Source organism: Pantoea sp. GM_Pan_3, from assembly GCF_026541045.1.
In the GTDB taxonomy this organism is placed as follows: domain Bacteria; phylum Pseudomonadota; class Gammaproteobacteria; order Enterobacterales; family Enterobacteriaceae; genus Pantoea; species Pantoea anthophila.
The window spans coordinates 229,284-242,652 of record NZ_JALNVA010000002.1; the positions used below are offsets into that span (position 1 = coordinate 229,284).

A 13,369-nucleotide genomic window follows, 5' to 3' on the forward strand; every position below is an offset into this window, starting at 1 on the left:
GGAAAATGCTATGTCTATTCGCGCTATCGCTATTAATCCGGAAAGTCCTGAAAACTTCACAGAAATCTTCCCTGAAACCCCGACGCCCGGTGAGTATGACCTGCGGGTCAGCGTCAAAGCCGCCTCGGTCAACCCGGTCGACACCAAAGTCCACAAAGGGGCGATCAAAAATGGCTTACAGGTGCCGCGTGTTCTCGGCTGGGATGCCAGCGGCGTCGTGCTGGAAGTCGGCAGCAAAGTCAGCAACTTTAAACCTGGCGATGAGGTCTTTTACGCTGGCGACCTGACCCGTCCTGGCAGTAACAGCACCGAGCAGCTGGTGGATGCGCGCATCACCGGACACAAGCCCGAAAGCCTGGACTGGGCGCAGTCGGCGGCCATTCCCCTGACGGCGCTGACCGCCTGGGAAGGCCTGTTTGAGCGGCTGAACCTGGAGACGGCCACCGAGGATCAGACACTGCTGATCGTCGGCGGCGCTGGCGGTGTCGGATCGCTGGCGATCCCGCTGGCGAAGCTGCGCAGCAAGGTTCAGATCATCGCCACCGCCTCCCGCGAGGACTCCGCGCAGTGGTGCCGCGATCGGGGCGCTGACAAGGTGATCAACTACAAAGATATGATCGGTGAGCTGGAAAAAGAGGGCATTAAACAGGTGGACTACATCTTCTGCCTGAATGATACCGACGGTCACTGGGAGACGATGGCAAAACTGATCGCCCCGCAGGGCCATATCTGCACCATCGTGGAAAATGAGCATCCGCTGTCGATGGATCAGCTGAAGCTGAAGAGTGCCGCTCTGCACTTCGAGCTGATGTACACCCGCAGCATGTTTAAAACGCCCGATATGGCGCGCCAGGGCGAGATTCTGGATGCCGTTTCGGCACTGCTGGATGAAGGTAAACTGCAGACCACACTGAGCGAGACGCTGCACGGCTTAAGCGTTGAAACCTTAACCGCTGCCCATCAGCGTGTGCTGGAAGGTCACATGCGCGGCAAAGTGGTCATGGTCTATTAATCCGGCTGTTCTGCGGCGGCGGCGAAAAGCGACAGCCGCCGCGCTGAGGATGTATGCATGACGTAGCCCGGTGCAGACCGGGCTATGACAGATCTTACGGCTGAACGTTCTTCTCGCCCAGCACTCCTTTCACCAGTTCAATACAGCGCAGGAAACGGGTGTCGTAGTCATCTTCCTGGACATGGACGAAGTCGATGTTGTTTTCCCGCAGCATCGTGACCAGCATGGACTGAAACTCCCGCCGATCCACCGAGCTGCCCAGGCTGCGTAAGCCATCCGCCACCCAGGGCACGTTGTTCTCCAGCAGAATCACCAGGTCAAAGCGATACTCATCGATCAGCGCCTGCACAAACGGATGCTCACGCCCTTCATACTTCAGACAGAACGCCTGGGTCGTCACGAAGTCAGTGTCGATAAACGCCACTTTATTGGCATATTTCACCGCGAAATCGATGTACTGCGCCTGTCCCAGCGCGATCTTGTCGTAATCAGAATATTGCAGCGCCATTTCGTCACCGCCCAGATGGGAAAAGACATAGTCGCGGCCATATTCCCAGGCACTGGTGGTGTTGAAGATGTTGGCGAGTTTGTTCACCAGCGTCGATTTACCGCTCGACTCGCCGCCGAGGATCGCCACGGTACGCACAAAGAAGGGTTTAACTTCTGTCGGGATGTATTCCCAGAAGCGGAACGGATCCTGACGGATCTGCCCGCCGCTGATGCTCATAAAGGATCGGTTGGGATCGACCAGCACGGTCTGAATGCCCAGGTGCTGCTGATACATCTCCGCATCCGGCGCTTCGCTGGTGTAGATACAGTCCGCAGCAATGCCGTGCTCGCTGAGAAAAGCGCTGACGCCCTCACTCCAGACATCCCAGCCGTGCGGATAGGGTTCAATCCCCTCCTCGTTGAAGGCGTGAATGCGGATGTTTTTCTGGTACTTAAAGGTCTGCAGCAGCCAGCGCAGGCGATCGCTGACCGTCGGCTGCTGGGACATGGCGCTGTTCTCAAACAGCTCCCGATCGCGCGGCTCATCGTAGCCCATGATGATGTGCAGCTCATCCACCTGACTGCAGGCGCGCTGGATCAGATAGATATGGCCGGTATGCAGCGGATAGAACTTACCGAATACCACGCCCACCCTTTTATCACGGCGCGGAAATTCCAGCCCCAGAAAGCGGTGCAGCGCTTCCAGCTTCTGCGCGCTGGGACTTTTGATTTTGGCATTGAGCAACTGGCTCAGATAGCCTTTGGTCATGCCGCTGGCGTCAGCGACCTGTTGCAGCGTGTGCCCCTGCTGGCGAATGGCCGTTTTCAGATACTCAAACGACGACATGTCGTGCCTCCTGCATCAATGCGGTTAAGGTGGGTGCCGCCTGCCCGTGGTTTTTCCGGGCAGGCGTCAGGCGCGTTACAGATCGTCCAGAATCGCCAGCGCATCGGCCAGCTTTTTCGCGCTGAAAACCTGCATCCCGGCAATCGGTTTTTTCGGCGCATTTCCTGCCGGAACGATGGCACGTTTGAAGCCGTGCTTCGCCGCTTCCGAGATGCGCTCCTGACCGCTGGGCACCGGGCGGATTTCACCGGCCAGCCCCACTTCGCCGAAGATCACCAGATCCTGCGGCAGCGGACGATCGCGCAGACTCGACACCATCGACAGCATCAGCGCCAGATCGGCGCTGGTTTCGGTGACTTTGACGCCGCCCACGACGTTGACGAACACATCCTGATCCGCCATCTGCAATCCGCCATGACGGTGCAGCACCGCCAGCAGTATGGCCAGGCGGTTCTGCTCCAGCCCGACCGCGACGCGACGCGGGTTGCCCATCATTGAGTGATCGACCAGCGCCTGAATCTCCACCAGCAGCGGTCGCGTTCCCTCCCAGAGCACCATAACCGAGCTGCCTGAAGTTATCTCTTCACCGCGCGACAGGAAGATCGCTGACGGATTGCTGACTTCGCGCATGCCCTGTTCGGTCATGGCAAACACCCCCAGCTCATTGACCGCACCGAAGCGGTTTTTATGACTGCGCAGGGTGCGGAAGCGGGAGTCGGCATCGCCATCCAGCAGCACCGAACAGTCGATGCAGTGCTCCAGCACTTTCGGACCGGCCAGCGAGCCATCTTTCGTGACGTGCCCCACCATGATGATCGCCACGCCGCGCGTTTTGGCGAAGCGTGTCAGGTAGGCGGCGGTTTCCCGCACCTGGGCGACGCTGCCCGGCGAGGACTGGATCTCCGCCATGTGCATCACCTGGATCGAGTCGATCACCATCAGCTGCGGCTGCTCCTGCTCGGCGATCAGGCAGATCTGCTCAATGCTGGTTTCCGACAGCATGTTCACATTTTCGGTGGGCAATCCCAGACGATGGGCGCGCATCGCCACCTGTTGCAGGGACTCTTCACCGGTGACGTACAGGGTTTTCATCCCTTCCGACAACCGGCACATCACCTGCAGCAGCAGCGTGGATTTACCGGCGCCAGGGCTGCCGCCAATCAGAATCGCACTGCCCGGCACCACGCCGCCGCCCAGCACCCGATCAAACTCTTTAAAGGTGGTGGAGAAGCGCGGGAGTGCCTCCAGGCTGATTTCTGAGAGTTTCTGCACCCGGCTGGTGCCGGCGCTGCCGGCATAGCCGCTCAGGCGCTCGTTGCGCGCAGCCGCGGGTGAGGCGGCAATGCGCACCTCGGTGATGGTGTTCCAGGCGTGACAGGCACTGCACTGCCCCTGCCAGCGTGGGTAATCTGCGCCGCATTCGTTACAGACAAATGCGCGTTTTGCCGCTTTGGCCAAATCAATTCCTCAGTTAACGCTCTTCGTGGATCAGGCTGCCGGTCAGGATGCAGAACACCCCCATGAGATCGGCATGGCGAATGGTGACCGCAGTCTGCTCATTCACCTTAGGTTTAGCATGGAACGCAATGCCCAGCGCGGAGGCTTTGATCATCAGCAGGTCATTGGCCCCGTCGCCAATCGCGACCGTCTGTTCCGGCGCGATATCAAAACGCTGCGCCAGCTTCTTCAGCGTATCGGCTTTATATTGTGCGTCGACAATCGGACCCAGCACGTTGCCGGTCAGTTTGCCGTCGCGGATTTCCAGTTCGTTGGCGACCACGGCCGACAGATGCAGCTTATCGCGCAGGTATTCGGCGTAGTAGGTGAAGCCGCCGGAGGCGATAGCCACCTGCCAGCCCAGCGCCTGCAGCTTCTGCGTCAGGGTGGTTAAGCCCGGCATTAAAGGCAGCTCATCACGCACCTGTTTCAGAATATTGGCGTCTGCGCCCTGCAGGGTGGCAACGCGCTGACGCAGGCTGGCGCTGAAGTCGAGTTCACCGCGCATCGCGCGCTCTGTCACTTCTGCTACCTGCTCACCGCTGCCTGCCAGTTTAGCGATCTCGTCGATACATTCGATCTGAATCGCGGTGGAGTCCATATCCATCACCAGCAGACCGGGGGTCTTGAGGTAAGGGATTTTACCCAGCGGCGCCACGTCCAGCCCGGCATCGTGCGCCAGTTTAGTCGCAAACGGCGTCAGCGAGCCCGCCAGGCGGATCACCTGATACTCATCGACGTTCCAGGCGCTGACAATCACCATCGCTGCACCCAGCTGATGCTGATAATCGGTCAGCCGTTGCTTATCCAGCCCGCGGCCATACAGCAGCCAGCCGGTGCGGCCAGCGCGATAATCCAGCGGCATCACTTCATCACCGCTAAGAGAAAGGGGCAAACCCGGCCAGAGAGAGACATCGGCGGGAAGATCGCACCAGGTTAAACGATTTGGCATCAGAGCTCCTGTAGGGACAACAAAACCACGCAAGAGGCTACCCTGTCTGCGTCGCTTCTGGCAACATAATCTCCAGGCTTTCTGTTGTGACATGACCCGGATGAGTAATGGCTAAAACCGCGCTGAAATTTCGCTTACATCGTACCGTGATCGTTCTCATCTCGATGACGCTGCTGGTCGCCCTGATGCAGGGCGTCTCCTGGTTCAGTACCGGTCATCAGATGGCGCGTTCTGAACAGGTCGAAGAGCTGGCTCATACGCTGACCAGCCAGGTGGCGTTCAGCCTTAAGCCGTTGATGGACAACAGTGAAAACAACCGTAATCAGATAGAAGCGATTCTGAATCAGATGACGGCGAACAGCCGCATTCTGGATGCGTCGGTGTATGACGGTGATGGCAGCCTGGTGGCGCACAGCGGAGAAAACATCAACGTGCGCGACAGGCTCGCTCTCGACGGGCAGCGTGCGGGCAGCTATTTCAATCATCAGATTGTGCAGCCCCTGGCCGGAAACGATGGCCCGCTGGGCTTTCTGCGCGTGACGCTGGACACCCATGTGCTGGTCACCGACTCACATCAGGTCGACAACACCACCAATATTCTGCGCCTGATGATGCTGCTGGCGCTGGCCATCGGCATTATCCTCTCCCGTACCCTGCTGCGCCACCGCCGTACCCGCTGGCAGCAGTCACCGTTCCTGCTCACCGCCAGCACGCCGGTGCAGGAGGATCGGGATGAAGATGACCCGAAGAAAGAGTAATGTCCGGCTCTGATGAGAGGATAAAACGAGAAAGGCCCGCTGTGCGGGCCTTTTTTATACTGCCGGGCAAACCAAATCCGGCTTAGCCTGACCGCAACGAATAAGCTAAACGCGCAGGGAACAGGGGCAGAGGAGGAAAGCGTCCCGCGCCAGGGACAAAAACGTCGGGAGCGTTTTTGAACAACGCAGAGCGTTGGCCCGGCTACGGGCGCACCTCAGGGATGAGGTGCGTAATTGCGCGGGCCGAGCGGCCACGGATGGCTTAAGCGACTTTCCGATCTGACCCTGTTCCCTTCGCCGGCTCGGTCTCACCGCTGTCCCGTGCTGAGTTTGTGAAAAACGAGAAAGGCCCGCTCTGCGGGCCTTTTTTATGGGAACGTTGCGGATTTGCGAGATAGCTTCCCTTAGCCGATCAGCAGCGCTTCCAGCTCAGCCAGCGATTTGACCTGCCAGGTCGGTTTGATATGTTCCGGCAGCGGCCGGGTGCCATGATCGAGCCAGCAGGTTTTCACCCCGGCATTCATGCCGCCGAGAATATCGGATTCCGGCGTATCCCCGACCATCAGCACCCGCTGACGATCCGGATTGCCCATCAGGTTCAGCGCATAATCAAAAATCTCCACCGCCGGTTTTGGCACCCCGACCTGCTCAGAGATCACCAGCGCCGAAAAGTAGTCGCGGAAACCGGTGCGCTCCAGGCGCGTCTGCTGCAGCGCGGTAAAGCCGTTGGTGATGATGCCCATCTTTACCCGACCGTGCAGCTGCTTCATCAGGCTCACCGCGCCTGGCAGCGGCGTACAGATCTCGCCCATGGCGGTCAGGAAGCCGCTGTTGAGGATCTCCGGCGCGACGCTGAGCTTTTCGCTCCAGTGATTGAAACGCTGGGTCTGTAACTGCAACGCGGTAATCGTGCCGTTCTGATAATCGACCCAGAGCGGCTTGTTAATCGCCTGATAGTCGCTGTAATCCTGGTCGGAGAACTGCACGTCATAACCGGCGAACAGCCGCTGCAACCCGGCATAAGCATCAAAATGAAAAAGGGTATCGTCCGCATCAAACAGGATGCAATCCCACTGTTCTGACATTAAAGCTCCTTAGCACCGCTACAGCGTCAGCGCCATCATCAGGGCATCTTCACGCCCGCTGGCGGTGGGATAGTAGTTGGAACGACGGCTCACCTGGTTGAATCCCATCTGCTCATAAAGCGCAATGGCGGGCAGATTGGACGCCCGGACTTCCAGCCACAGCGTCAGCACATCGCGTTTTATTAACTCGTCGATCAGATGCTGCAACAGCTGACGGCCAAATCCCCGGCGCTGCCAGGCGGGATCGACCGCGATGTTAAACAGCGACGCTTCATCCAGCACCACCTGGGTAATGGCAAAGGCGGCCATTTTTCCTTCGGCATCCAGCCGTAAATTGAGGAAGCGCTCGCCCTGATTGCTGGCAAACGTCTGTTCACTCCAGGGAAACGCGTGACTGCGACGCTCGATGGCAAAGGCCTCGGCCCGATCGTCAGGGGTGAGTAAAGAGATGGCTGTCATGGTTACACATCTGTTGCCAGAGCGCGCGTCTGGCGACGCCGCTGCTGATCAGTTCATTGAAAGCGGCGCTGGTCAGTGCCACGCCATTAAAATTTTGTGCACTCTCAACCCCAAGCAGCCAGCCGGCGCAGTTCAGCGTTTCCGGCAGCATCTGGAGTTGATCCGGCGTCACGGTCATCACCTGGGCGGGTTGAAGATTGAGCGTCTGCAGCACGTCGCGCATCAGCGGTTCATCCAGCCCGGGGGGCACGTCAGCGACAATGATTAACTGCGTGTCCGGCGCCAGCGTGACGGCAATTTCGCCCTGAAGCACGCGCGGGCGGCGCAGTTGATACTGCGTAATTCCCATTTGCTGTAAAAGCCAGTCGCGCCTGGACGTCATGGTGTTACCTGTTGGCTGCCTGAATGCGACGCTATGCTAGCAAACCCATCGAACATGCGCCAACAAACCACTATAATCCCCGCTCAGATCTTACAGGAGCTCTACATGTCTGCTTTTACCCCGGCCAGCGAAGTCATTCTGCGCCACAGTGATGAATTTACCGCCCGCCACGTTTTATTTGCTGGCGATTTGCAGGATGACCTGCCCGCTCAGCTGGAAACCGCCTCGTCGCGCGTGCACACCCAGCAATATCATCACTGGCAAAACCTGAGCCGCCGTATGGGCGAACAGGCGCGTTATGGACTGGTTGCGCAGGCGGAAGATGTGCAGGGCTGCGATACGCTGGTCTACTTCTGGACCAAAAATAAGCCGGAAGTGCAGTTCCAGCTGCAGAATCTGCTGTCGCTGCTGCCGGTGGGCTGCGACGTGTTCGTGGTCGGTGAAAACCGCAGCGGCGTTCGCAGTGCAGAAGGCATGCTGGAGTCCTGGGTAACGCTGGAGAAGATCGACAGCGCGCGCCGCTGTGGTCTCTATCACGGTCGCCTCGACGCACAGCCTGACTTTGATGCCGGCGCCTTTGGTCATCAGTATCAGATGGATGACCTGACGATTCACACCCTGCCTGGCGTCTTCAGCCGCGATGGTCTGGACAGCGGCAGTGCCCTGCTGCTCTCCACCTTTACGCCACACACTAAAGGAAAAGTGCTGGATATGGGTTGTGGCGCGGGCGTCATTGCCGCCTCACTGCACGCCCGTTCGCCTAAAGTACGCCTGTGGCTGTGTGACGTTCACGCGGCGGCGATTGAAGCGAGTAAGGCGACGCTGGCCGCCAACGGCATTGAGGGCGAGGTCTTCCCCAGCAACGTCTTCTCTGACGTCACCGGACGTTTCGACATGATTATTTCTAACCCGCCGTTCCATGAAGGCACGCAGACCAGCCTCGATGCGGCACAGGCGTTAATCCGTGGCGCGGTGAAGCATCTGAACACCGGCGGTGAACTGCGTATCGTTGCCAATGCCTTCCTGCCCTATCCACAGGCGCTGGATGAGGCGTTCGGCAGCCATGAAGTGATCGCACAGACTGGCCGCTTTAAGGTTTACCGTGCCGTCTATGGTCGCGGTGCGAAAACCCGTTAATCCTTTTTTCCGCTGCTGACCGCGTTGCCGGGCTGAAAATGTTGCTTTTTAGAGCGATCGTTTCAGCCCGACGAAATAGTTGTTGACGCAAAGAGTAAAATCTCTAGAATGCGCCTCCGTGGTTGTAACATTCTCAGGGTGTTACGGGTATGCGAAGGTGGCGGAATTGGTAGACGCGCTAGCTTCAGGTGTTAGTGTCTTAACGGACGTGAGGGTTCAAGTCCCTCTCTTCGCACCAAAATCACATGTTTCATATCGCGAGCACTGCGCGAAGGTGGCGGAATTGGTAGACGCGCTAGCTTCAGGTGTTAGTGTCTTAACGGACGTGAGGGTTCAAGTCCCTCTCTTCGCACCATTGCGGTGATATGAAAAGACAACAAGATGCGAAGGTGGCGGAATTGGTAGACGCGCTAGCTTCAGGTGTTAGTGTCTTAACGGACGTGAGGGTTCAAGTCCCTCTCTTCGCACCAACGTTGTCATCCTCCGGCTTTATTCATGTTTTCTTCCAGTTCTGACCGTTTCTTTGCCGTTTCAGGCTCGCCTTCTGATTTTTACACCTTCTCTGTTACGCCAGCATGACGCCTCTGCGCTGTTGCTAATTCAGATGAAAATTCACGGAAACCGCCGCCAGTCCGGTCGCTAATGCCAGGCAGGATGGCAGCAGCAGATAGTGACGCAGGCGCTGATGAAAGAGCATCACCACCGTCAGCAACAGCGCAACGATCATCACCATTCGCCACTGACTGAATCCCGGCTCCCACAGGGCAAACAGCGGCAGCGCTATGCACGGCAGCAGAACCCCCCACGCACTATCCAGTTTTTTACCCAGTGCCCAGCTGATTCCCCACAGGCCGCAGGCCGCTACAATCGCTATCCCCATGACGCCAACCTCAAATGATAAGCATTCCCATTATCATATGACAGTTTTTCCCGTTCTGCAGCCTGTTTTTGGCTGGCCCGGCGCTGAAGATGACAGATCATCTGGAAAATGCTAGATTGCGGCCGATAACACCTTTAATAACAGCACTAGCAATATTTGCTCATTGTCCTGCAGACCCCTCCTTTCTGCTGGCTTGCGCTTTGGTATTTCAGGGTCGTCACGAGTATTTATAATGAAATTACAATCATATGAAGAACTGAAGCAGAGTAAATACCGGCTTTCAGTGATGCTTTTCCTGTTTTTAAATATCGCCGTTTCCCTCTTTTATCTGCTGCCAATAATGAGCACGGAAAAAAGTGAGACGACTCTGCCGGTTATGTGTGTCGCCGCCTTCAGCTCCCTCACGTTAATTGCCCATTTAATCTGGCCCAAAGTTAAACTCCCCCTGTTAAATCCTGTTGCGCTGCTATTAGGGATCTTCTGGGCCTGGCATATTAATTATCGTTTCCATCTGGTGTTCTATTTTGATGGTGGCTTTCTGATTATCAGCCTGATCAGCGTGTTATTTATCAGCGCCATCGCCCTGAGCGATTATCTGGTGGCTTTCTGTCTGCACGTCGCCCCGCCCGTTCTGACCGTATTGCTGCTCGACAATGGTCAGCATCTGCCGCTTATTCTGCTGACCATCTCCCTGCCGCTGATCGGTTTTTCATTGCAGCACCTGATGCGCCGCCGGGCCGACAACTTTACCCTGCGTCTGATGCATCAGCTTTACGAAGAGAAAGAGACCTTCAGCGACCTCAGCATGCTCGATCCGCTGACCGGGCTGTATAACCGCCGTGGCCTGAAGAACCGGCTCGACAATATCCTGGAAAACCACGCCGGCAGCCACTTTGTGCTGTTGCTGGATATCGATCACTTCAAGGCCTACAACGATAATTATGGCCATGCGATGGGCGATCAGGCGCTGGCGCGGGTCTCTGTGGCGATCCGTGATGCGGTGCGTTCGCGCGATGTCGTTACCCGCTATGGCGGTGAAGAGTTCCTCGTGCTGATGACCAACGTGAACAGCTCCATTGCGATGAAGCTGGCAGAGCGCATCCGTCAGTATGTGGTGGATTTAGAGATCCCCCATCTGTTCAATGAGACTGTGTCAACGCACGTCACCATCAGCGCGGGGATTGCGCCGATTTACGACAACGAGTTCGACCAGGCCGTCGCCAATGCTGACAGTGCTCTCTACGTCGCGAAGAATCAGGGCCGGAATACCATTCTCGCCTGGGAAGATTTACCCAGAGAGGCGCCTCACACCGCAGAAGAGCCCGTATAACACGCTGATAACCGGCATCCGCCCCTGTTGATCTGACCGATCTGTCGCGGTCATCGCCGGGCTGATTTCTCCTCTCCTCCCCTGCTGTTTTTACCGCCAGCAACCGCACGCTTTTACGCCGCTTGTAGAGTTAATCAATAACGATTATCATTTGCTTTCTTATCTACACTTTTCGCGAGTCGTCATGGCAACCGCTTCAGCTCAGGAACAGCGTTTCAGCGCTCAGTCGATGATCTTCCGGCAGAATGACCGTCCACTGGCGGAAAGTCTGTATGAACGGCTGCAACAGCAGCGCAGCTATCTGCTGGATTCAACGAAGCTCAGCCAGTCAGCCCCGCGTGATGCGCAGACCCTTGCCGTCTGGTCACACGCTGACGCCTTCGCCCCGCTTATCCGGCGCTACAGTGACTATCTCTATCGCGATCATCCCGATGCGGTGCGTGAAGCGAAACCCGTGCTCTCACTCTGGGCGCAGTGGTATTTCGGCCTGCTGATCCCGCCGCTGCTGATGGCCCTGCTGCAGGAGTCCCGCGCGCTCGACTGCTCGCCTGAACACATTCGTGTCGGTTTTCATGAGCATGGTCATCCGGCCACCTTCTGGATTGATGTGCAGGAGGATGAGGAGGCGCGCTATCTCAACCCGCTGCAGCGCATCGACCGCCTGATTCAGCAGCATCTCATCCCGGCCGTGAATGGCATTACGCAGCATGGTGACATCAATGCCCGCCTGATCTGGAACAACATGGGGTTCACCTTCCAGTGGTTCCTGGGTGAGCTGAAAAGCCAGATAGATGAGACGCTGGTTCTGCAGCTGGAACAGGCGCTGTTCTTTAACCAGCGGCTGCTGGATGGCAGCGACAATCCTCTCTATCGCACCATGATCCCGCGTGACGGTGAGCTGGTGCGGCGCAGCTGTTGCCAGCGCTATCGCATTCCCGATGTTCAGCAATGCGGCAACTGCACCCTGAGCAGCAGCTAAACAGACCCGATTCCCGCGAATTCTCCGTTTATCCCGTTTACAGGCACAAAGGCTTGTGGCAATTTTTACGCCTTCGATCAGCCTGGAGAGAAAGATGAGTCTGGAGTCTGTGCGCCAGTTCTTCGCCGAACACGCCCCTGAAATTGAAATTATTGAACTGGCAGAGAGCACCGCAACGGTCGGGATGGCCGCTCGCGCCCACGGCGTGACGCCAGGCGAAATAGCAAAAACCCTGTCGCTGAAAGTGAAAAACGAGGTGGTGCTGATCGTGACGCGAGGCGATGCCCGGCTGGACAATCGCAAGCTGAAAGCGGCGCTGGGCGCGAAAGCGCGCATGCTGAGCGTTGACGAGGTGATTAACTGGACCGGCCACCCGGTGGGCGGCGTCTGTCCTTTCGGTCTGGAAAACCCGCTGACCGTTTACTGTGATGTTTCACTGCGCAGTTTTGAAGAAGTCTTACCTGCCGCTGGCGCTATCCATAGCGCCGTCCGCATTTCGCCGCAGCAGATGGCTGAACTGACGAATGCCCGCTGGATTGATGTCTGCGAAGCGATCTGACCCTTTACTTCTGCTCAGCTAATCAGGCGTCTGAAAGCCTGCTCAAGGATCGATAACAGCAGCGTGTTATCGACGCGATGCAGGACATGCACCGAGGCGCCGCACTGCTCGGGCACACCGACAGAGAGCCGGAGCGGCTGCCGATAACGCCAGCTCTTGCCGCGCGTGGCACCGGGACGCAGCTCGATGTCGACCCGGTAATCGATCCCTGAGGCGACACGCTGATTCAGCAGCCAGGCGACCACCAGCGCATCGTGGATCCAGCATCCCGCCAGCTGACGGGTCTGCATCGAATAGTCGATCCACGGACGCAGCGTGTCGCGCACAAAGTCGGCCAGTGGATGATCGACGGCAGTCAGCCGGGTCAGATCCTGCTGGGTCAGCAGCGTCTGCGTGGTGACATCCATCGGCACCAGCGTTACCGCAGCACCACTGTGCAGCACCTGGTGCGCCGCTTCCGGGTCCAGGCCGAAGTTGGTGTCTTTGATATAGTCATCCAGCGCAAAGACGCCTCCCATGACCACAATCTCCGCCACCGATTCGGCCATCGCGGGATAGCGCTGCATCGCCAGCGCCACGTTCGTCAGCGGGCCAATCGCCACCAGCGTAATCTCGCCCGGATTGTCGCAAATCAGCCTGCCGATAGCATCAGCCGCGTCAAATCCGTCCGCGCTGACATCGGCTGGCTGACGGACATCCTGCCAGAGATCGGCCAGCGCCAGCTGATTAACCCGGTTATCGAGCGTCTCGCGCCACGGCGCCGGATCTTCCTGCAGCGCCTGTGTCGCCCCCTGCACCACCGGAATGGTGAGTCCCAGCCGGGCAATCAGATCTTTCGCCACGCGCGCGCCCACCTCACTCGGCGTATTACCCGCCACGGTGGTGATTAATTCCAGCGACAGGCCGGGTGAGGCTAAGGCCAGCGCAATTGCCAGGCCATCATCGGTGTTGGCACCTGCAATCCCATTACCGGGATCGCAATCAATAATGATTCTTTTCATCT

At 57.8% G+C, this 13,369-nt stretch carries 14 protein-coding genes and 3 tRNA genes; 9 read left to right on the top strand and 8 right to left on the bottom strand.

What is annotated here, in order from left to right:
• Positions 1-10 precede the first annotated feature (10 nt).
• On the top strand, positions 11-1,012 hold the full coding sequence (locus OXR04_RS08850; RefSeq protein ID WP_009092259.1) for a zinc-binding alcohol dehydrogenase family protein: 1,002 nt from the start codon (positions 11-13) through the stop codon (positions 1,010-1,012).
• Between the two features lie 94 nt (positions 1,013-1,106).
• Here OXR04_RS08850 and nadR read toward each other — a convergent pair whose 3' ends face one another.
• The 3 genes from nadR to serB all read right to left on the bottom strand — a co-directional run bounded on the left by nadR (position 1,107) and on the right by serB (position 4,797).
• Positions 1,107-2,348 (bottom strand): multifunctional transcriptional regulator/nicotinamide-nucleotide adenylyltransferase/ribosylnicotinamide kinase NadR, encoded by a 1,242-nt coding sequence (nadR, locus tag OXR04_RS08855; RefSeq protein ID WP_009092260.1) that lies wholly within the window; start codon positions 2,346-2,348, stop codon positions 1,107-1,109.
• A 75-nt stretch (positions 2,349-2,423) separates the two neighbouring features.
• Positions 2,424-3,806, bottom strand: coding sequence for a DNA repair protein RadA (gene radA, locus OXR04_RS08860; protein ID WP_009092261.1), 1,383 nt, complete (start codon positions 3,804-3,806; stop codon positions 2,424-2,426).
• Between the two features lie 13 nt (positions 3,807-3,819).
• Positions 3,820-4,797 (bottom strand): phosphoserine phosphatase, encoded by a 978-nt coding sequence (gene serB, locus OXR04_RS08865; protein WP_046101170.1) that lies wholly within the window; start codon positions 4,795-4,797, stop codon positions 3,820-3,822.
• A 107-nt stretch (positions 4,798-4,904) separates the two neighbouring features.
• Here serB and OXR04_RS08870 point away from each other — a divergent pair, with 107 nt between their 5' ends.
• Positions 4,905-5,555, top strand: a complete 651-nt coding sequence (locus OXR04_RS08870; RefSeq protein WP_009092263.1) for a YtjB family periplasmic protein — start codon at positions 4,905-4,907, stop codon at positions 5,553-5,555.
• A 404-nt stretch (positions 5,556-5,959) separates the two neighbouring features.
• On the opposite strand, the gene yjjG is transcribed toward OXR04_RS08870, so the two are convergent.
• From yjjG to OXR04_RS08885, 3 genes are read right to left on the bottom strand one after another with little or no spacing between them, the layout of a single operon-like run.
• The gene (gene yjjG, locus OXR04_RS08875; RefSeq protein WP_267369778.1) at positions 5,960-6,640 is read right to left on the bottom strand and encodes a pyrimidine 5'-nucleotidase; all 681 of its coding nucleotides are present in this window, start codon (positions 6,638-6,640) and stop codon (positions 5,960-5,962) included.
• An 18-nt stretch (positions 6,641-6,658) separates the two neighbouring features.
• Entirely contained in the window at positions 6,659-7,099 is a 441-nt protein-coding gene (gene rimI, locus OXR04_RS08880; protein ID WP_009092266.1) for a ribosomal protein S18-alanine N-acetyltransferase, read from the bottom strand.
• Positions 7,071-7,481: a DNA polymerase III subunit psi gene (locus tag OXR04_RS08885; protein WP_267369777.1), complete on the bottom strand. Its 411-nt coding sequence runs from the start codon at positions 7,479-7,481 to the stop codon at positions 7,071-7,073. Before OXR04_RS08885 ends, rimI begins: the two co-directional genes overlap by 29 nt.
• A 105-nt stretch (positions 7,482-7,586) precedes the next feature.
• Here OXR04_RS08885 and rsmC point away from each other — a divergent pair, with 105 nt between their 5' ends.
• The 4 genes from rsmC (at position 7,587) to OXR04_RS08905 (ending at position 9,088) form a co-directional block, all read left to right on the top strand.
• Positions 7,587-8,618 (top strand): 16S rRNA (guanine(1207)-N(2))-methyltransferase RsmC, encoded by a 1,032-nt coding sequence (gene rsmC / locus OXR04_RS08890; protein WP_058957763.1) that lies wholly within the window; start codon positions 7,587-7,589, stop codon positions 8,616-8,618.
• A 151-nt stretch (positions 8,619-8,769) separates the two neighbouring features.
• Positions 8,770-8,856 (top strand) — tRNA-Leu (locus OXR04_RS08895).
• Positions 8,857-8,886: 30 nt separating this feature from the next.
• Positions 8,887-8,973, top strand: a tRNA-Leu gene (locus OXR04_RS08900).
• A 28-nt stretch (positions 8,974-9,001) separates the two neighbouring features.
• Positions 9,002-9,088 (top strand) — tRNA-Leu (locus OXR04_RS08905).
• Between the two features lie 125 nt (positions 9,089-9,213).
• Here the strand turns inward: OXR04_RS08905 and OXR04_RS08910 are convergent.
• Positions 9,214-9,498: a DUF1435 domain-containing protein gene (locus OXR04_RS08910; protein ID WP_111207685.1), complete on the bottom strand. Its 285-nt coding sequence runs from the start codon at positions 9,496-9,498 to the stop codon at positions 9,214-9,216.
• Between the two features lie 232 nt (positions 9,499-9,730).
• Here OXR04_RS08910 and OXR04_RS08915 point away from each other — a divergent pair, with 232 nt between their 5' ends.
• The 3 genes from OXR04_RS08915 (at position 9,731) to OXR04_RS08925 (ending at position 12,366) form a co-directional block, all read left to right on the top strand.
• Positions 9,731-10,828: a diguanylate cyclase gene (locus OXR04_RS08915; RefSeq protein ID WP_046101167.1), complete on the top strand. Its 1,098-nt coding sequence runs from the start codon at positions 9,731-9,733 to the stop codon at positions 10,826-10,828.
• Between the two features lie 184 nt (positions 10,829-11,012).
• On the top strand, positions 11,013-11,807 hold the full coding sequence (gene fhuF / locus OXR04_RS08920; RefSeq protein ID WP_046101166.1) for a siderophore-iron reductase FhuF: 795 nt from the start codon (positions 11,013-11,015) through the stop codon (positions 11,805-11,807).
• A gap of 94 nt (positions 11,808-11,901) precedes the next feature.
• Positions 11,902-12,366 (top strand): YbaK/EbsC family protein, encoded by a 465-nt coding sequence (locus tag OXR04_RS08925; protein WP_046101165.1) that lies wholly within the window; start codon positions 11,902-11,904, stop codon positions 12,364-12,366.
• Positions 12,367-12,380: 14 nt separating this feature from the next.
• On the opposite strand, the gene OXR04_RS08930 is transcribed toward OXR04_RS08925, so the two are convergent.
• The gene (locus OXR04_RS08930) at positions 12,381-13,367 is read right to left on the bottom strand and encodes a nucleoside hydrolase (protein ID WP_009092274.1); all 987 of its coding nucleotides are present in this window, start codon (positions 13,365-13,367) and stop codon (positions 12,381-12,383) included.
• Between the last annotated feature and the right edge of the window lie 2 nt (positions 13,368-13,369).